A 17,568-nucleotide genomic window follows, 5' to 3' on the forward strand; every position below is an offset into this window, starting at 1 on the left:
GGGGACCTCGTGGATCTCCACAGTTTCCGGCAGAGCTGTCCCGACGTTCAATTCCACGCCGGGAAGGTTCACCGAAGCCAAGGGCTGCTTCTTGACATACTCACGGATGACCGTGTCCTGTTCCGGCTGGATGATAATGTCGTCAGCGGCGGCGGAGCCGATCCCCGCCAAGAGCAACATGGCTGCGGCGGTGTTCACAAAGTGCATCTTCATATCTTCTCTCCTGCAAGGACCGGCACACGACGATCATCGTCCCGCACTGCCCGGCAACCNCGGCTGGATGATAATGTCGTCAGCGGCGGCGGAGCCGATCCCCGCCAAGAGCAACATGGCTGCGGCGGTGTTCACGAAGTGCATCTTCATATCTTCTCTCCTGCAAGGACCGGCACACGACGATCATCGTCCCGCACTGCCCGGCAACCAACTTTGAACCGGGGTAAACGTTCCCGCCTACGCACCTTTGTCTAATCCGATTGGTCTAAAGTCCGACCGTACAACGCAATGGTCTTACCTTTGGACTAGGCGGAACGGATTAGGGCTTCAGGTTGTTGGTTCTCCACAACGGGAGAGAACAAATGGATCAAAGTGTTGGCCAGGCGCGATGGTTGCTCGCACCGATTTTTGCAACAGCCGTTACCTTTCTGGTAATGGCGGTCGTCCTTAGCTGACATGTCTTGGATCGGCGCAGCCAGGTCCCTTCCTGCGCTGATAGGATTCGCGAGTTGCTTGAGCGGCTGGCGAATCCTCTATTTTACCGTGCGCTGGGCCTGCTCCTTCAGCAGGCGGGGCGCTTCGTTCAGCTCATGTAAGTTGGGAGGTTTACTATGCATCGGCGATCCTTTTTGACAGCGATGTTTGGCGTTGCAGGGGCAGCAGCCTTTGCAAGCGCGGTCCGGCCTATCAACGCATTGGCCGGTGTTCCAGCGGCCNGGCTGGCGAATCCTCTATTTTACCGTGCGCTGGGCCTGCTCCTTCAGCAGGCGGGGCGCTTCGTTCAGCTCATGTAACTTGGGAGGTTTACTATGGATCGGCGATCCTTTTTGACAGCGATATTTGGCGTTGCAGGGGCAGCAGCCTTTGCAAGCGCGGTCCGGCCTATCAACGCATTGGCCGGTGTTCCAGCGGCCAAAAGCGGCATTCTCGAAGAACTCGACGCGCCAGACGCCTTCGACAACGAAGGTACTCACGCGGAAGTGGAGCCGGTCAACCATCGGCGATACTTCGACCAAGATTACGACCCGGACTACTACCACCGGCGCCGCCGCCGCCGGCGGGGCTGGAGAAGAGTCTGCCGTAGTTACTGGCGACACGGGCGCCGTCGGGTCCGGTGCTATCGCCGACGGGGTCCTTCGGTCGTCTTGCGATTTTAGCTAGTCGGCTGCTTCTGCCCATGGCCCGTTCCGGCTGACGTGCTGAGAACGGGCCGGTACGATTCCTTTTTCGTGGCAAACGCAATCCATCTGAGGGCACTCATCAGCAGGGCCGATGGACCTGACTTACAGCTTGGTGGTGCCGCTGTGTGTGGTGCGCCAGGAGCGGTCTGACGGTCCCTCTGTGCAGCGCTTCGGCTGTCGCCAGCCTGGGAAAGCTTTTCGGAACGTTTGGTTCTGGCCGTTAGGCCACGGGGCCAAGCTCAGCCATCAGGACACCCCGCAAGCGATGAGCAGCGGGGCCTGGTAAGGCCCGGCGACCTCCTTTTGACATACGGGGAGAAACCAAGAAGGGCGCCGAGCCTTACCGGCGCTGCTTTGAGGGAGACGACGCCGGACGAGATGAGAGTAGGCGATCATGCTAATTTCTGCGAACCATGCGAATGAGGGAAAGCCGTGTGCGATTCTTCGCTATCCAGCCACGAACCTCTGCCTCGGACATGGCGGTCCGTCGCTCGATCGATGATGAAGAACGCCTGATGTAGCTGCTCGACTTCGTAGAGCCCGACCCGGATCTCGAACCCTGTCTGGCGGGTGGCATCGAAGTCACCGGGACCGATGACAGGGAAGGCGACGACGATGGCGAAGCGGACGACGAGCGCGAAGCCAACGATGCCGAGTATGGCTTCATAGAGGGAGGGCAAGGCCTATAATTGTCCGGTCGAGAATGAATAGCCCGCTGCCTCACGGTGGCTGGCTTCAGTTTTTGTGTGGCACGATGTAGCGACTGCTCACCGCACCCGCCCCTGTGCCCCGCGTGACGACAATCGTGCTATACCCGGCTGGAACGGAACCTGTAGCGGAGGGGTCGATCGAACTGCATCGCCCGACGATCTCCCCGTTGGGAGCGCCCTCGAGCCTCACGGCTAACGCCAACTGGCATGTGTCAAGGGATCCGAACATGGCCGGTGATGTATCGAGTGGCTTGCAGACTCCCTGGGCGGGACTGCAAGAAAGCAAAATCATCACAGCTGCAGTTGCCGGATCCATTCGTGAAGCTCCGTTGTTCGACGAGCCTCAACGCGGAATAGCGAGCTTTGTTTCGCAGGGGCTAAAATATGAGTTTTCTGGTCTGGCACGGTGGCGGGCTTTTCATTGTCACAGCTTTCGCCTCTCAATTGTCCGGATCCCGAACGGTAAAACAGCCATCCGACGAGACACACCGAGAGGATCGCGATGGCCAGAAGGATGCCGCCGGCAATGTTCACCATCAACATGAAATCCATCGGACCTCTCCCTCTTATATGCCGACAATCGGAAACTCGTGAAATCAACATGGTGAACAGGTTGCGAACATGCTGCTACGGTTTTTGCAGAGCCAAGAGATGAGACGAGACGGACCAGCACGACAGGGACTAGCTCTCGTCGCAACAAATTGACACACAAGGACTCGACGGAGTCGAACGGCAAGGGCAGGGACGCCATCAAGCGAATTTCAAAACCGGTGCCTTGGCCGACGGGCAATCGCTGATAACATCAAGGTATGCCCTGAGGCGACGTTACAAGGCAGTGTACTTGGGTGCAGCCGGCCGCAGGCGGCCGAACTCTCGCCTTCCAGAGGTTCTGGAGTGCGCCGACCGACCCCGTCGTGCTCGTCAATGTGTAGGTTTGCAGTGTGGTGTTCCTTCAAGGTCAATCAGCAGCTTAAGCATGGAGGACCACGGCAAGCGGCGTTTTATTCCCGGACAGCGCAAATTCTGTCTCGACAATGTGATTGGTCCGGGCGCCTCGTTTTTTAACGCTCTTTGGCCCGCAACATCGGCCGTCCAGTTCGGGAATATCGGGACCTTTCAAGAATTCGGATATTGTGAGAGCAGCGACGCGTCGTGCGACGAAGGGGAAACAACTTCGCAGTCTCGTGCGACAGCGAGGCGCCTGGCTCAGCGTCTGCTTGCCGGCATCCTGTGTGGGGCGGGAGCGCGGGGGGCAGTCCAGGCGACCGGCAGGCAACGCTCGCGTCTGTCCATCGCGGTGATGGGAGCCTCGTCGAGTTCAGCAGCGTTGTGGAAGCAGTCCGCTGCGCGCGTCAGAACGCTATTGCTAAGCGCAATGCCGGGGTGCCCGATGATCGTCGCATTGAGTTCCGGATTGGCATTCACCTGGGTGACGTCGTGCAGGAGCGCGATGACGACCTGATGGGTAATGGCGTCAACATCGCCGAGGGTATCCGGGTTGCCCGGGCCTAGCGGCTTCGAAGCCGCCGATTATAAGTATTCTCGCCCTGTGGCGGCCGATTCTGCGATTAAGAATTGGACGAATAGGCATGGGGGAGAAAGGCCGTTATTCTAAGCCTCATCCACCCTCGATGCGGGAAATAACGAGATCATGGAGTAGGAAAATCTCATGCTATGCGGCGGAGGTGCTTACAAGGGCGAGATTCACACCCGCCCAACGACAAGGCGCCCATCCCCTGCCCGATGGACGGTGGATAGAGTTTTGGTGCCATGAGCCAAACCCACACATTACAACCGTCATCTATCCGCTTCCCGGTACAACCACGGCTGGTGCCGGCGATCAAGGCGGCGTACTTCGCCGACCTGCCGCCAGCCGACATCACCCTCGAGCTGCTCGACGACTGGTATGGCCGTCTGCTCCGGGTCAAAGGTGTCGACATCGCCTACCGTGCCGTAAAGACGTGGCGTTCGCTGTACAATGTCATGGCCGGCATGAAGCTATGCCCGCCCGGCTCCGACCCATCGCAGGCGATCCGCCGCCAGACGCCACCACCGCGCCACCAGACCTGGACGGCAGGCGAGGCGGTGCGCATGGTCAAGGGCGCCTGGCGCGCCGGCTACCGCGGACTGGCCTGCATCATCGCCGTTGCGTGGGACACGAGCTTCTCACCCGTCGACGTGCGCACGCTCACACCGGCGCAGGCAATGCAGACAGCACAGGAATGGGGTTTTCTGATTGCACGCAGCAGAGTGGCGAGGCGGCTTTCGGCACGCTGTCGTCACGCACGCAGCGCCTGGTGCTGGCCTATGTCGAATCGCTAGGCGTCACCCTGCTTGACGATGCGCCGATCTTTCGCTCGCGCGGTTTCGCGCCGGGCCCGAGGGGCGGCCGGCCGCGCGCCGGCGTGCCTTACACGAAGGATTCTCTGGTCGACGACTTTGCCGATCTGCGTACGCTGGTGTTCGGGACATCGGAGAAGCGGCGGCTGATGGACATGCGGCGTTCCGGCGCGGTCGAGGCGAATGCCGGAGGCGCGTCGGTCGAGGCAATCTCGGCCAAGATGGGCAATTCGATCGATGGGAACAAGGCGCTGCAGAAGACCTATATGCCGGTCAATCTGGCCGCCGTCCGCTCAGCCGATGCCAGCCGCCGCAAGGGCAGAAAGCTGCTTGGCTTGGAACGGAACGAATACAAAATGTTGAAACTCTCAGGAGAATGAGAGTTGAAACTTTTCAAGGGGCGGTAGCTAACCCCTTGAAATTAATGGCGCGAGTGACGGGGCTCGAACCCGCGACCTCCGGCGTGACAGGCCGGCACTCTAACCAACTGAGCTACACCCGCGCATTGGACGAGCACGTGTCAGCCGTGTTCGTCGTTGGGGCGGTGGATAAGGGGTTCGCCACCGGGTGTCAAGCGCAGCTGGACAGCATAAACGCATCAGGAGAAGGTTTTTTGACGGGCGGCACTTTGCCCGCGAAAACCACTGTGCGGCTAAGCTCGCAGCTGTTCATTTGGCCTTGCGAAGCCGGTTGCGACCGCTTAAAGGTCCGGCCGGAGCGGGCGATTAGCTCAGTTGGTAGAGCGCTTCGTTTACACCGAAGATGTCGGCGGTTCGAGCCCGTCATCGCCCACCAAGATCCCGGATTCCGGGCGCGGCCTCAAAGAGCCGCACCCCCTTTCATGCCGGCACCAGTCTACTTCCTGATGTAGCAGGTCTTTTTCGCACGGGGAGCGGGATCCTCGTCAAAGGCATCGTTGCCGCAGCGCACGCCGTTCCTGAAAACGCCTTGCGTGAACCGACCGCGCGCTCCGTATCTGACCACTTGGCGGCCACGGAAATCACAGAACTGATTCTCTCGGGCGCAGGCCACCCATCTGCCGCGGCCCTGGCCGTAATCATCATCGCCGTAATTGTCGCCGTCGTCGTCATTGTCGCCATAGTCGTTACCGCCCCCGCGCTTCACGATATAGCAAGCCTTGTCGCGGCCGGGCGCCGGGTCGCCGAAGACGCGATTCGAGCAAGGCACGGAACGACGATCGAAGAAGCGCGAAGTGGTCTGCCCGCGCGCGCCGTAGACCACTTCCGAGGGGTAGGGCAGGCGGCAGATTTCGCCTTCGTCGGCGCATCGCTGCATCCGCTGGGCGGATGCGGTGGCTGGAAAAAGAATAGACACGGACGAGGCCAGGCCGACCAGGCAGATGAATGTAAACGTCATCCGGATCAAAGCATTGAAGGTTTTTGACACGATTTGTCTCCCGTTCGATTCGACCAGCATGGTACAGCAGCCTTGTTAAATGCACGATGAACGAAAGCCCTCCGGGACGGCAGGACAATGATGGATCATCCAGGGCGCCTGATGCTGCGGTTGCTGTTCGCATTGGCAATCGTCGGCACTGGACGCTCCGCCTTTGCAGGGAATGCGGGCGACGGCGTCGACCAGCCGGCCGCCAAGGCTTCCTTGCTCAAGGCCTATCCCGGACTTTTCACCATCAAGGGCAATGTCCTGACCTGGACCGACGGCACCACAATGGTGTGGGACGACGGCAAGGCGCGCGACGCCGAGGCGCTGCTGGAGAGCCCCGACATCGAAGACATGTTTCGCTACGTCTATCCCGGAGCAGCGGAGGGCGCCCTGGTCCCAGCGGAGGATTTCGATCCCGGCCGCATCCGCAACGAACCTTTCTTCGAAAAGCTCTACGGGGCAAGTGCCGGCGAGGTGGGCAAGCACATCGCCAACGTCAAATGGTTGCCGAAGCTCGGCAAGAAAACCGTGCAGGTGACCAAGGTGTTTGGCATCAACGACCGGCTGGGCAAGGTCTCCGCTGCGCTCGAGGCGATGCCCGCGGAGCTGAGCCGTTATGGGCTCAAGCCCGGCGGCGGCTTTGTCTGGCGGCCGATCGCCGGCACCGACCGGTTGAGCGTTCACTCGTTCGGAGCGGCCTTCGATATCAATGTCGGCTTCTCCGACTATTGGTACAACAACAGGAACAAAACCAACCCGAAGGCCCACATTCCCTTCAAGAACCGGATTCCGCTGGAAATCGTGGAACTGTTCGAGAAAAACGGCTTCATCTGGGGCGGGCGCTGGTATCACTACGACACCATGCATTTCGAGTACCGGCCTGAATTGCTGCTTTACAAGAAATCCGGCTGATCACGGCGGCAGCAGCCGGAAATCCTTGCCTTCGGGCAGCAACTGGCCGCCGTCGACGACGATGGTCGTGCCGGTGATGTAGCTGGCATCGTCCGAGGCGAGGAACAGGAAGGCGTTGGCGACGTCGCGCGGGCTGCCGAGGCGTCCGAGCGGGATCGAATCCTCCATGTTCTTGATGTAGGTGGCGCCCCGATGCAGTTCGATCGCTTCGGTCAGGATGTTGCCGGGCTCGACGCCGTTGACGGCGATGCCGTAGCCGGAAAATTCCAGCGCCGCGGATCGGATGAAGCCGTTGATGCCGGCCTTGCTGGCGGCGTAATGGCCGTGGCCGGGGCTGGTGACGTGCGGACCGGTGATCGACGAGGTGTAGAGCATGCGCCCGTAGCCCTGCGCCTTCATCGGCGCCAGCGCCGCCAGCGTGGCGTTGAAGGTGCCGCGCAGATTGACGGCCATCACCCGGTCCCAGTCGTCCGGGCTGGTGTTCTCGATGAGCTGCCAGGGATAGATGCCGGCATTCTGCACGATGATGTCGAGACGACCGTGGCGGCTCAGCGCCAGCGCAACCGCGGCTTCTGCGTCGGCAATTTGCGAGATGTCGGTTCGGATGAAGGCAGCGCCGAGTTCGTCCGCGGCCGCCTGGCCGGCCTCGGCCTCGCTGTCGGCCAGGACCAGCTTGGCACCTTCCTCGGCAAAGCGCTGCGCAATGCCTTTGCCGATGCCGCGTGCGCTGCCGACGATAAGCGCGACCTTGTTCTCAAGCCGTCCGGTCATGCGAGCCGTCCTCTCATGCCAGTCTTTGGCGAATGGTTTGCTTGAAGGCGTCGAGCAGCACGGCGGCGAGCACCAAAAGGCCGTGGATCACCTGGGTGAAGTTGGCCGGCAAGCCCATCAGATTGATCGCCGTGTTGATGGAGGAGAGCAGCAGCACGCCGGCATAGACGCCGGGCAAGGTGCCGACACCGCCTTTCAGGCTGACGCCGCCGATGACGACGGCGGCAAAGGCGTTGAACAACAGCCCGGTGCCGAGATTGGCGGTGGCGCCCGAGGTGCGGATGGCGAGCAGCCAGCCGGCGAGGCCGGCAATGGCGCCGGCCAGCACGAAGGCGATGATCAGATTGCGGTTGACGCGGATGCCGGCGCGGAAGGTCGCGGTCTCGTTGCCGCCGATCATCACGAGGTGGCGGCCGAACGGCGTCTTGGCCATGATCAGCGAGAACAGGACGAAACAGGCGACGGCGATCCAGGCGGTCAGCGGCAGGCCGGCCAGCCGCTGGATGCCGAACCAGCGGATGGCCGGCGCCAGATCCTGTGCCGAGCGGCCGCCGGAAATCACCAGCACCAGGCCGCGCACCCAGATGTAGGACGCCAGCGTAATGATAAAGGCGCTCATCTTCACCTTGACCACGAGATAGCCGTTGAAGGCGCCGATGAGGCCGCCGACGGCCAGCGCAACCAGCAGCGAAACCGGAACCATCAGCCATTGCGGATTGAGCTGTATGCCCATGCCGATGCCCGATGAGCAGAACAGGATGCCGACCGCCATGGCGCTGAGTGCGGCCACCGATTCCACCGACAGGTCCATATGGCCGGCAATGATGACCAGCGACAGGCCGATCGACATCACGCCGAGAACGCTCGAGGCCTCGATGATGTTGGCGAAGATGCCGAGCTGGAAGTAGTTGGGGACGAAGACGGAAAAGACAACCAGCACAAAGATCAGCATGAACCAGACGAGGTTGTCGAGGACGAACTCCAGGGCTTTGCGGCTGCGCGGGTTCATGGGCTGATCCGGTTGGCGCCCCCGAGAAAATCAGGCTGAGAAATCAACTCGATTTCGTCGGGTTCAGGCGCGGGTTTAGGTTCGCCACGGTGTCCTGGGACGCGGCGTCGTGAATGGGCAGGCTCCGGGCCGCAATGGCCCGGAGCGCTTCGCTAGGCGACTATTCGACAGACTTGATCGTGTCCGTCGGCGGCTTCTGGTTGCCCCAGAAGGCCGGATTGTCGACGTTTTCCTTGGTGATGGCGGCGCCCGGGATCTTGATGTTGGGGCCCCAGCTCTCCTTGGTCACGGTCGACTTCAAGCCGAGCACGTCATACTCGCCAGGCTTGATTTCCTGCTTGCCGGCGATCTTGTCCATGAACATCGCCACGGCCGCGGCCTGCGCGTAGAGCGGCTGCTCGACTTCGACATTGAGCCAGCCCTTGCGGATCAGGTCGAGACCGACCGGAGCGCCGTTCGAGCTCATCAGCATGACGTCGCCCGGCTTCTTGCCGGCGGCCTCGAGCGAGGCGACGGCTGCGACCGACAGGTGCGCGGCATGGCTGAAGATCAGGTCGATGTCGGGGTTGGCGAGCATCTGGTCGGCAACGATCGTGCCGGCGTTGCTGGCTTCCCATTGCATGGCCGGCAGCGAGATGATCTTGACGTCAGGAAACGCCTTCAACTTCTCCTCGAAACCCTTCTGGATGTCGAGCGTGTAGGGATCGCCGGGATCGCCGAGCACCTGCAGGATCTTGCCCTTCACAGAACCGTTCTTGGCGGTCAGAAGCTTTTGCGCCTGCTCGGCGGCGACGTAGCCGATCTCGACCGTGCCCGCCACCGAGGTGAAATCGGACGGGGTCGAGGTGATCTGGCGGTCGAACTCGACCACCGGGATGCCGGCTGCACGCGCCGCTTCGATGGACGGCTTCAGCGCGTTGAAATCGACGGCGGCCAGGATGATCGCCGCCGGCTTCAGCGCAATGACGTCGTTCATCTGCGATTGCTGCGCGTCGGTCTTGTTGTCGGCGTTGAGTGTTTTCACCTCATAGCCGACCTGCTTGAGGAACAGCTCCAGCGCGCTCACCGAGCCGGTCTGGAATTCATCGAGCAGGGTCGGGACCATATAATAGACGGTGCCCTTCGTCTGGGACATTGCCGGCGTGAGCGAGGCAAGAGCCAGTGCCAGGATACCGAAGACAAGAACCAGTATTCGCTTCATGTCGTTCGCTCCTCTTTTATACCGGACCCCTCTTTGGTCCCTCAACCTGCCGGTCCGGCACCGGCAAGCGTCTCACCGGTGATCATGTTGATCACCGCATCGGGACTTGTTTTGTTGCGCGCGACATCGCCGGCCACGACGCCTTGCCGGATCACCACGATCCGGTCGGCGACCTGGAAGGCCTGTTGCATGATGTGGGTGATGATGACGACGCCGATGCCCTGGTTGGCCACTTGGCGGATCATCTCGAGACCGCGCCGCGTCTGCTCGACGCCGAGGGCCGCGAACGGCTCGTCAAGCAGCACAAGCTTGCCGCCCCAGTGCACGAAGCGGTTGAGCTCGATGGCCTGGCGTTGGCCGCCCGAGAGATGCTCGACATTGGTGCGCAGCGACGGGATGCGGGTGCCGGCACTTGCCAGCGCCTTGCCGACCACGGCCTCCATGGCGCGCTCGTCGAGGATGGGGACACCGAGAACCTTGCGGGTGATTTCGCGGCCCATGAAGAAATTGGCGACGACGTCGACATTGGTGCAGAGCGACAGGTCCTGGTAGACGGTCTCGATGCCGGCAGCCTTGGCCTCGGCCGGCGTTTTCGCCAGGAATTCCTTGCCCTCGAACAGCATGCGGCCGGAGCTCGGCTCGAGGCCGCCGGCGATGATCTTGACCAGTGTCGACTTGCCGGCGCCGTTGTCGCCGAGCAGCGCCACGACTTCGCCCTTGCCGATCGAGAAGCTGATGCCCCTCAGCGCATGAATGGCGCCGTAATTCTTGGTGACGTTTTCGAGTACCAGCAGCGGTTCGGTCATGCCGCCACTCCCTTGCTGTGCATGAGGTCGGACCGGCGCTCGCGCTCGGCAATGAACATCTGGCCGAAGCGCGGCGACAGCACGCCCGAAACGGCTAATGCGGCAGCGCCGCGCAGCACCGAATGCTTGCCGCCGGTCGCCACCGTCACGCGCGGTGTCTTGCGGTCGCGCCGCGCCGAGACCGAATTGGGAAGCTGTCCCGCCGCGCCGACCAGCTTTTCGAGCAGGTCGGTGGGCGCAAGCCCGCCGAGGATGACGGTTTCCGGGTCGAACACATTCTCGATGGTGACGATGGCGTCGCGGAAGATCGGCGCGATCTCGGCCACCCAGGCGGCGTCGCTGATGTTGCGGCGGCGACGTGCTTCGAGCGAGAGATACCGTTCGAGGCAGCCGCTGTTACCGCATGGGCAAGGCTCGCCACCGGGAACGGCAGGGATGTGTCCGATTTCGCCGGCATTGCCCCAGGCGCCGCGCATCACCGCGCCGTCATGCACGATGACGCCGCCGAGGCCGACGCCGAAATAGAGGTAGTAGTATTCGGAATAACCGGAGCCGAGACCGTAAAGCCGTTCCCCCATGGCGGCCGCCGCCATGTCGGTTTCGAAGAAGGCCGGCAGCCCGGTCGACGCCGCCAGCCGTTCCGGCAGCGCGACATCCTTCCAGCCGGCCATGGTCGTCGGGCCGACGAAGCTCATCGACTCCACGCCGAACGGTCCAGGCAGCGCCATGCCGATGCCGAGCACGCGCCCGCCGGGCCGCAGCGCCGTCAACTCCGGCACCATCGCGCCGATCAGCTCGAAGGCATGGTTGGGCGTCGCATGCGGCGCCTCGCGATGCATGCTCTCGATGACATCGCCGCTGAGATTGATGAGCGCCGCGTCGATCCCCAGCGGGGTGAGGTGGACGCCGACCGCATAGCCGCCCTCGGGGTTGATCCTGAGCGTCGCCGGCGGCAGCCCGCGTCCGCGCGGCTCTTCGCGCAGCGACAGCACATAGCCGTGCTCTTCGAGTTCGCGAACGATGGTCGATACGGTCTGGACGGTGAGGCCGACCCGGCTGGCAATGTCGCCGCGGGCGATGGGACCGTGAAGACGGATGGACTCCAGCACGATGCGCCGGTTGTAGGGCCGTCCGAACTCCTGATTGGTTCCCCGCAGTGCCATGTCCCGCGCCCCTTAGGAAGACCAAGACTTGCACAGGCAATTTATTCAGTCAAATGGAATTCAAAAATAATTCGGAATGGTTCCCGGACGCGGTGCAGGACCTGTCCCATGCGCCGCGCTGGCCGATTGCAGCCGGGCTGAAACCACCGCAATGATGAATGACGTCAGGCGGGCGCGGGGCTCGCCGGCCAACAATCCAGCAGGAAAACCGATGATCGAATTGCCTTTTGCGCGCGATGAGTACCAGCGGCGGCTCCAGAAGATCCGCGCCGAGATGGCGGCGCGTGGGCTGGAACTGCTGGTCGTCAACGATGTCGCCAACCAGCATTACATCACCGGCTATGACGGCTGGTCGTTCTATACGCCGCAGGTCGTGCTGGTCCCGATCGAAGACGAGGCCGAGCCGGTCTGGATCGGCCGCGCCATGGATGCGGCAGGCGGCTTGCTGACGGCCTGGATGAAGCCGGAGAATGCGGTCGGCTTCCCCGAAGACCACGTGCAGCGAGCCGATCGCCATCCGATGGACTGGATGGCGGCCTGGATCGTCGCCAAGGGCTGGGGCGCGAGACATATCGGCATCGAGCTCGAAGCTTATTATTTCTCGCCGAAGGCGCATGCCCGGCTGGTCGCTGGCCTGCCCAATGCGAAATGGCACGACGCCGATCTCCTGGTGAACTGGATCCGCGCCGTGAAATCCGCTCCGGAAATTGCCTACCTGCGCAAGGCGTCGACCTTGGCTGAAGCAGCTGTTGCGCGGGCCTTCGAAGTCATCGCGCCAGGTGTGCGCGAATGCGATGCGATTGCCGCGATCCAGGCGGCGCAGATCGCCGGCAGCCCGGACTTCGCCGGCGACATCACGGCACTGCCGCCGACCATCCTCGGCGGCGAGAATGCATCGGCTCCGCACATCATGTGGAGTGACCGGCGGTTCGGAAAGGACGAGACGATTGCGCTCGAACTTGCCGGCGTCTGCCGCCGCTATGCCGCAGGCCTCGCCCGAACGATGCAGCTCGGCAAGACGCCGGCCCGTGTCGCCGACACCGCAAAGGCGGTGATCGACGGCATGGATGCGGTGCTCGAGGCGGTCAGACCGGGGACCACAGCCGAAGCGGTCGAGGCCGCTTGGCGCAAGGTTATCCAACGCTACGGACTGAAGAAGGAATCGCGCATCGGCTATTCCATCGGCGTCGCCTATCCCCCGGATTGGGGCGAGCACACGATCAGCCTGCGGCCCGGCGACAAGACCGCGCTGCAGCCCGGCAATGTCGTGCACTCCATTCTTGGCATGTGGATGGATGGCTGGGGCATCGAGATCAGCGAGACCATTCTGGTGACCGAGACCGGCCATGAGACGCTGACCAAATTCCCGCGAGACATCCATGTCAAATCCTGACCGGTCGGCAGCACCGGGCGGTGCCGCGCCCCGCATCGATGCCGGAATTCTCGATCGGATGGTCGAGATCCGCCGTCATCTGCACCGCCATCCCGAATTATCGAACCGAAAGATTGGGACGGGAGCTTATCTCAGGCCGATGCTGGCCGGGCAGGGGATATCAGACATCCGCGACGTCGCCCGCTACGGCCTGGCCGTCGATATCGTCGGCTCCGCGAGGCCGTCAATCGCAATGTGGCGATAAGGTGATGCATGCCTGCGGCCATGACGCCCATGGCTCGATGGGCTTCGCAGTGGCCGTGCATCTGCCTCAGCCCAGGGACAGTTTTGTCGGCACGGGTCCGCGCTTGGTGCGACCCTGGATCGCGGAACCAGCGGGCAGGGCGCGGCGAAGTTGGGCAGCAACCAGCCTGGCTTGACCTTACAAATACTGTTCGACCTTCTTGCCGACGGTCAGGAAGCGCAGCGGGTCGATGGCCTCGCCATTGTGGCGGACTTCGTAGTGCAGGTGCGGGCCGGTCGAGCGGCCGCTGCTGCCGGTCTTGCCGATGATGTCGCCGGCTGCGAGTTTTTGGCCGACGGCAACGTCGATCTCGCTCAGATGGCCGTAGCGCGTGGCAAAGCCGTTGCCGTGATCGACCTCGACCATGCGGCCATAGCCGCCGTTCCAGCCGGCCTTGGTGACGATTCCGGCCGCGGTGACCTTGGCTGGCATGCCGACCGGCGCGCGGAAATCCATGCCTGAATGCAGGGCAGCGGTGCCGAGGATGGGGTCGGTGCGCACGCCGAACGGGCTGGTGACGGAGTGGCCCGGCGCCGGGTTGGCGAGCGGCAGCCGCCGCGCCTCCTTCTTCAACTGGTCGAGCGTATCCAGCGCCTCGTCGAGTTCCTTGACCTTGCTGTCGAACATCATCGAGCTGTCAAGCGGGATCAGCGGCCCGCCGACATCGCTTTCGTTCTTGCCGAAATCGCTGTCGACCGGCAGGCCGGCCGCCTCGAGCGCCTGGGTGATGGCGTCGGCGTTCTTGTAGGCATTGTCGGCCAAGGTCTCGATGCGGGTGAGTTGCTGGCTCTCGATAGCCTTCAGTGAATCATTGATCGAGACGAACAATTTGTCGGCGCGGTCCGCAGCCGTTTCGCTGGGCAGCGGGTCGGAGCGTGTCGACCACAGCGAGAATGGCCTGGTGTCGCCCGAACCAAGGCTGGCGACCGAATAGGCGAGTGGCTCGCCGCCAGTCAGTTCGGCATGCTCGTCGGGTTTTGCCGCCACATCCGCGGCGGCCGGCGTGCCGACCTCGTTTTCCGCCCGTTCGAGGATCGGGCCAAGGCGGCCATGGCGCTGGCTTAGCTGGCTCTGCCGCTCGATCAATTCGCTGACCTTGGTCTCCATCAGTTTCTGGTCGAGAAGCTGGCGGCTGGTGATGCGGTCGACCTGCGCGCGAAGCGCCGAGATGCGATCCTCATAGGCCTGCTGCATGCGCGCCTGCCGGGCCGTGGTGGCGCCGATCAGATCGTCGCGCAGCACGAGATAGGAGGTCGCCAAGAGATAGCCGATGGCGATCGCCGCCAGTGCCGAGCCGAGAAAGGCGACGAGCCACGGGCGGATGGTGAAATGCCGTATTTCATTGCCCCGCGCAATGATGACCGTATGCGGCTCCTTGCGCCTGCCGAAGACCGCTGACTGACCGGTTAGGTTCACGGGACCAAGCTTTCGTTACGACACCAACGAAGCCCGATTACACATTATTAGGGTTAACAAAGTTTTGCCGTCGCGGGCGCGCTAGTGACCAACGGTCAGCCAACCGCATATATGTCTTATGCCCCTAATGCACTGCGCGGCGTTGGCCAGATCGGTGGCGCCTCAGAGCGCGCGGACCGCCTCCAGCACTGCTTCGGCATGGCCTTTCACCCGGACCTTGCGCCAGATCCCGGCGATCCGCCCGTCCTTGCCGATCAGGAACGTCGCCCGCTCGACGCCCATATAGTTGCGGCCATACATCGTCTTCTCGACCCACAGATTGTAGGCCTCGATCACCTTGCGCTCCTCGTCGGCAACAAGGTCGACGGTGAGATCGTATTTGGTTTTGAACTTGTCGTGCTTCTTCACGCTGTCTGGCGACAGGCCGATCACCACGGCGCCGGCCTTTTCGAACTCCGGCTTCAGCTGCGAAAAGCTGATCGCCTCATTGGTACAACTTGTGGTGTCGTCCTGCGGATAGAAATAAAGTACAACGGGCTTCCCCCGCATCGAGGCAAGGCTGAGTGAGCCGCCGCCGTCGCGCGGAAGATCGAATTGCGGCGCAACGTCGCCAACGTCGAGATCAGCCATATCGATGCCCTTGTTTGAGGTTACGCGGCCCTAAATCAAAGAGATAGAGCATGATGCCTGGACAAACGGAAACCGTTTGTCCGAGAAAACCGCCTCACACTTTTCGGCATCATGCTCTAGCCTGCGTCGTTATAGTGTCGGGCGGGGATTCGTCCACGATCGAATTCGCACAACGGAAAATTGCGTGGATCAGGAAGAACCGCAGCACGAGAAAATCCGGTTCAGGCGTGACGAGATCACCGACCTGGGGGCTTTCCCGTCCGCTTGCCGCGTGCCGCCGCTCGGCAAGGCACGGATCGGCCGCGGCTTTCGCATCCTTGCCCGGCTGTTTGCCGGCATTGGAGCCCTTGTGCTGCTGGCAGCGGCCGCCGTCTACGTCATCGGCGCCACCGGCATCGGCAACGAACGGCTGCGGTTGGAAGCCGAAACGGCGATCGAGAAACTGGCCGGTTTCGACGTCAAAGTCGCCGTCGGTCCTGCCAGCCTGACACTTGACGGATCGAGCTTCATTGCGCTGCAGGTCAAGGATGTCAGCGTCGAGACGGCCGACGGCAAGCCGATGGCCGATGCCGGGCGCGTCCGCTTCGGCATCCGGTTGATCCCGCTGCTTTCGGGCGAGGTTCGGCTGACCAGCGCCAGGATTTCCGACGCCCATATCGTCACCGCGGCAATGCCGTCGGGTGGCGACTGGACAGCGCGCCTGCGCAATCAAGACGGTCTCATCGATCCGGAAAAACTGGCCGCCGCCGTCTTCAGTGACGTCAATCGTGCACTCGATGCCGTGCGCGAGGATTCGATGCGCCGCATCGATCTCAAAAATGTCGCGTTCGAGCTGCCCGAGGCCGGATCGGTCAAGCTGGTCACGATCGCCAACGCCACGGTGCTGCAGTCGGGCCCCGGCAGCATGGAGTTCTCGTCCGAGGCGGATGTCGATGGCCGCGCGCTCACCGTCACGGCCACCGCCACCCGCGATACGAGCTCGATGCGCGTCACCGCCTTGAACGCCGCCATCGACATGGCGGATGTCGCGGAGACCACGCCGGCGGCCGGCGGGCGAACCGGCGCGATTGCTTTGAAGCTCACGGGATCCGAAGGCTCGGGCGAGACCGATTCGCGGCTGACGGGCTCGCTGTCGCTAACCGGCTCGGTGCTCGACCTCGGCACACGCGGGCTGTTGCCGGCCGATGTCGATGTCGACGCCGCCCTTGTCTCCGGCTCCAACAAGATCGATGTCGGCAGGCTGGTTCTAAAGACCGGGCGCTCGGTGTTCAATTTCGCCGGCTCGATCGGGCCAAAGCCGTCGACCGGCGCGGCCGGCGAGGAGCCTTCCTATCGTTACGACCTGACCAGCGACGGCTCGACGCTGGCGCCTTCGGAATCGCCCGAGCCGGCGCTGAATTTCTTCGCCCGCATCGCCGGCGTCTATCAGATCAAGAGCCGCAAGCTTGTCGCCGACCAGATCGGCATCAGGTCGGGATCGGGGAGCGAAGTGCTGGGAACCGCTGCGGTTTCCTTCATCGACAACGGACCGCCGGGTATCTCGGTGTCGCTCAACGTCCACGACATGGCGGTCTCGCACGTCAAGCAATTGTGGCCCTGGTTCTCGGCCAAGAACGCGCGGCTGTGGGTGCTGCAGAACCTGTTTGGCGGCCGCGTCGTCGATGCCAGCCTGCAGTTCCAGGTCGTGCCGGGGCGTCTCGGCAACGGCGTGCCGCTTTCGGCCGACGAGGTGTTCGGCCGCTTCCAGGTCGAGGGCTCGCGTTTCGACACCGCCGGCCGCATCCCGCCGATACGCGATGCCGTCGGCGTCGTTTCCTTCCACGGCAACGATGTCGACGTCGCGCTGTCCTCGGGCAGCGTCTATATGCCGAGCGGCCGCACCGTGGCGGCAAGCAATGGCACACTGTCGGTAAAGGCGGCAAACCACCCGCCGGTGATCGGCGCGCTCGACATCGACGTCGCCGGCGAGGCGCCGGCCATCGCCGAACTTGCCTCCTACGAACCGATCAACGCCATGCGCCATGTCGGCATCTTGCCGGACGACCTGTCGGGCAGGGTGACCGGCCACGTCAAGGCCGACATTCCGTTGCAATCCGGCGTCGACACGTCGAAGCTCGATTGGCTGGTATCGCTCGA

The 17,568-nt window shown here is 62.8% G+C and carries 17 protein-coding genes, 2 tRNA genes and 1 pseudogene; 7 read left to right on the forward strand and 13 right to left on the reverse strand.

Annotated elements, in window-relative coordinates:
- The 4 genes from X751_RS138750 to X751_RS138735 form a co-directional block, all read right to left on the reverse strand.
- Positions 1-213: hypothetical protein (locus tag X751_RS138750; protein ID WP_023745944.1), on the reverse strand; the 213-nt coding region annotated here is incomplete at its 3' end.
- Positions 214-944: 731 nt separating this feature from the next.
- Complete coding sequence (locus X751_RS1000000167165) at positions 945-1,229, reverse strand: hypothetical protein (RefSeq protein ID WP_156033689.1); 285 nt, start codon at positions 1,227-1,229, stop codon at positions 945-947.
- Between the two features lie 557 nt (positions 1,230-1,786).
- On the reverse strand, positions 1,787-2,074 hold the full coding sequence (locus X751_RS138740; protein ID WP_023745948.1) for a hypothetical protein: 288 nt from the start codon (positions 2,072-2,074) through the stop codon (positions 1,787-1,789).
- A 321-nt stretch (positions 2,075-2,395) separates the two neighbouring features.
- A complete protein-coding gene (locus X751_RS138735; RefSeq protein ID WP_023745949.1) occupies positions 2,396-2,656 on the reverse strand; it encodes a hypothetical protein in 261 nt (86 codons plus the stop codon).
- A 744-nt stretch (positions 2,657-3,400) separates the two neighbouring features.
- On the opposite strand from X751_RS138735, the pseudogene X751_RS138730 reads away from it, so the two are divergent.
- The 3 genes and pseudogenes from X751_RS138730 to X751_RS138720 all read left to right on the forward strand — a co-directional run.
- Positions 3,401-3,598 (forward strand): annotated as a pseudogene (locus X751_RS138730) (adenylate/guanylate cyclase domain-containing protein); the annotation flags it as partial.
- A 276-nt stretch (positions 3,599-3,874) separates the two neighbouring features.
- Positions 3,875-4,426: a hypothetical protein gene (locus tag X751_RS138725; protein ID WP_155923563.1), complete on the forward strand. Its 552-nt coding sequence runs from the start codon at positions 3,875-3,877 to the stop codon at positions 4,424-4,426.
- Complete coding sequence (locus X751_RS138720) at positions 4,402-4,824, forward strand: hypothetical protein (RefSeq protein ID WP_023745951.1); 423 nt, start codon at positions 4,402-4,404, stop codon at positions 4,822-4,824. The genes X751_RS138725 and X751_RS138720 overlap by 25 nt, the downstream gene beginning before the upstream one ends.
- A 45-nt stretch (positions 4,825-4,869) precedes the next feature.
- On the opposite strand, the gene X751_RS138715 is transcribed toward X751_RS138720, so the two are convergent.
- A tRNA-Asp gene (locus tag X751_RS138715) sits at positions 4,870-4,946 on the reverse strand.
- 217 nt (positions 4,947-5,163) lie between these two features.
- Between X751_RS138715 and X751_RS138710 the strand changes: the two genes are divergently transcribed.
- A tRNA-Val gene (locus X751_RS138710) sits at positions 5,164-5,239 on the forward strand.
- A 60-nt stretch (positions 5,240-5,299) separates the two neighbouring features.
- Here X751_RS138710 and X751_RS138705 read toward each other — a convergent pair.
- Positions 5,300-5,881, reverse strand: a complete 582-nt coding sequence (locus X751_RS138705; protein ID WP_245265827.1) for a hypothetical protein — start codon at positions 5,879-5,881, stop codon at positions 5,300-5,302.
- 57 nt (positions 5,882-5,938) lie between these two features.
- On the opposite strand from X751_RS138705, the gene X751_RS138700 reads away from it, so the two are divergent.
- The gene (locus tag X751_RS138700; RefSeq protein WP_023745953.1) at positions 5,939-6,760 is read left to right on the forward strand and encodes a M15 family metallopeptidase; all 822 of its coding nucleotides are present in this window, start codon (positions 5,939-5,941) and stop codon (positions 6,758-6,760) included.
- On the opposite strand, the gene X751_RS138695 is transcribed toward X751_RS138700, so the two are convergent.
- From X751_RS138695 to X751_RS138675, 5 genes are all read right to left on the reverse strand, one after another.
- A complete protein-coding gene (locus tag X751_RS138695; RefSeq protein ID WP_023745954.1) occupies positions 6,761-7,531 on the reverse strand; it encodes an SDR family oxidoreductase in 771 nt (256 codons plus the stop codon).
- A 13-nt stretch (positions 7,532-7,544) separates the two neighbouring features.
- Positions 7,545-8,540: an ABC transporter permease gene (locus tag X751_RS138690; RefSeq protein ID WP_023694096.1), complete on the reverse strand. Its 996-nt coding sequence runs from the start codon at positions 8,538-8,540 to the stop codon at positions 7,545-7,547.
- A 160-nt stretch (positions 8,541-8,700) separates the two neighbouring features.
- Entirely contained in the window at positions 8,701-9,741 is a 1,041-nt protein-coding gene (locus X751_RS138685; protein ID WP_023684845.1) for a sugar ABC transporter substrate-binding protein, read from the reverse strand.
- 41 nt (positions 9,742-9,782) lie between these two features.
- A complete protein-coding gene (locus tag X751_RS138680; protein WP_023669142.1) occupies positions 9,783-10,547 on the reverse strand; it encodes an ATP-binding cassette domain-containing protein in 765 nt (254 codons plus the stop codon).
- Positions 10,544-11,710 carry an ROK family transcriptional regulator gene (locus X751_RS138675; protein ID WP_023745955.1) on the reverse strand — a complete coding sequence of 389 codons (1,167 nt, stop codon included), beginning with the start codon at positions 11,708-11,710 and terminating at the stop codon, positions 10,544-10,546. The genes X751_RS138680 and X751_RS138675 overlap by 4 nt, the downstream gene beginning before the upstream one ends.
- A gap of 211 nt (positions 11,711-11,921) precedes the next feature.
- On the opposite strand from X751_RS138675, the gene X751_RS138670 reads away from it, so the two are divergent.
- Together X751_RS138670 and X751_RS1000000167170 are read left to right on the forward strand one after the other, a co-directional pair.
- A complete protein-coding gene (locus X751_RS138670) occupies positions 11,922-13,103 on the forward strand; it encodes a M24 family metallopeptidase (RefSeq protein WP_023745957.1) in 1,182 nt (393 codons plus the stop codon).
- A complete protein-coding gene (locus X751_RS1000000167170) occupies positions 13,090-13,347 on the forward strand; it encodes a hypothetical protein (protein WP_198022462.1) in 258 nt (85 codons plus the stop codon). The genes X751_RS138670 and X751_RS1000000167170 overlap by 14 nt, the downstream gene beginning before the upstream one ends.
- Positions 13,348-13,524: 177 nt before the next feature.
- Here X751_RS1000000167170 and X751_RS138665 read toward each other — a convergent pair whose 3' ends face one another.
- Complete coding sequence (locus X751_RS138665) at positions 13,525-14,802, reverse strand: M23 family metallopeptidase (RefSeq protein ID WP_023745960.1); 1,278 nt, start codon at positions 14,800-14,802, stop codon at positions 13,525-13,527.
- A 162-nt stretch (positions 14,803-14,964) separates the two neighbouring features.
- Positions 14,965-15,432 carry a peroxiredoxin gene (locus X751_RS138660; protein ID WP_023697549.1) on the reverse strand — a complete coding sequence of 156 codons (468 nt, stop codon included), beginning with the start codon at positions 15,430-15,432 and terminating at the stop codon, positions 14,965-14,967.
- Positions 15,433-17,568: the final 2,136 nt, after the last annotated feature.

Source organism: Mesorhizobium sp. LNJC394B00 (assembly GCF_000502555.1).
Taxonomy (GTDB): domain Bacteria; phylum Pseudomonadota; class Alphaproteobacteria; order Rhizobiales; family Rhizobiaceae; genus Mesorhizobium.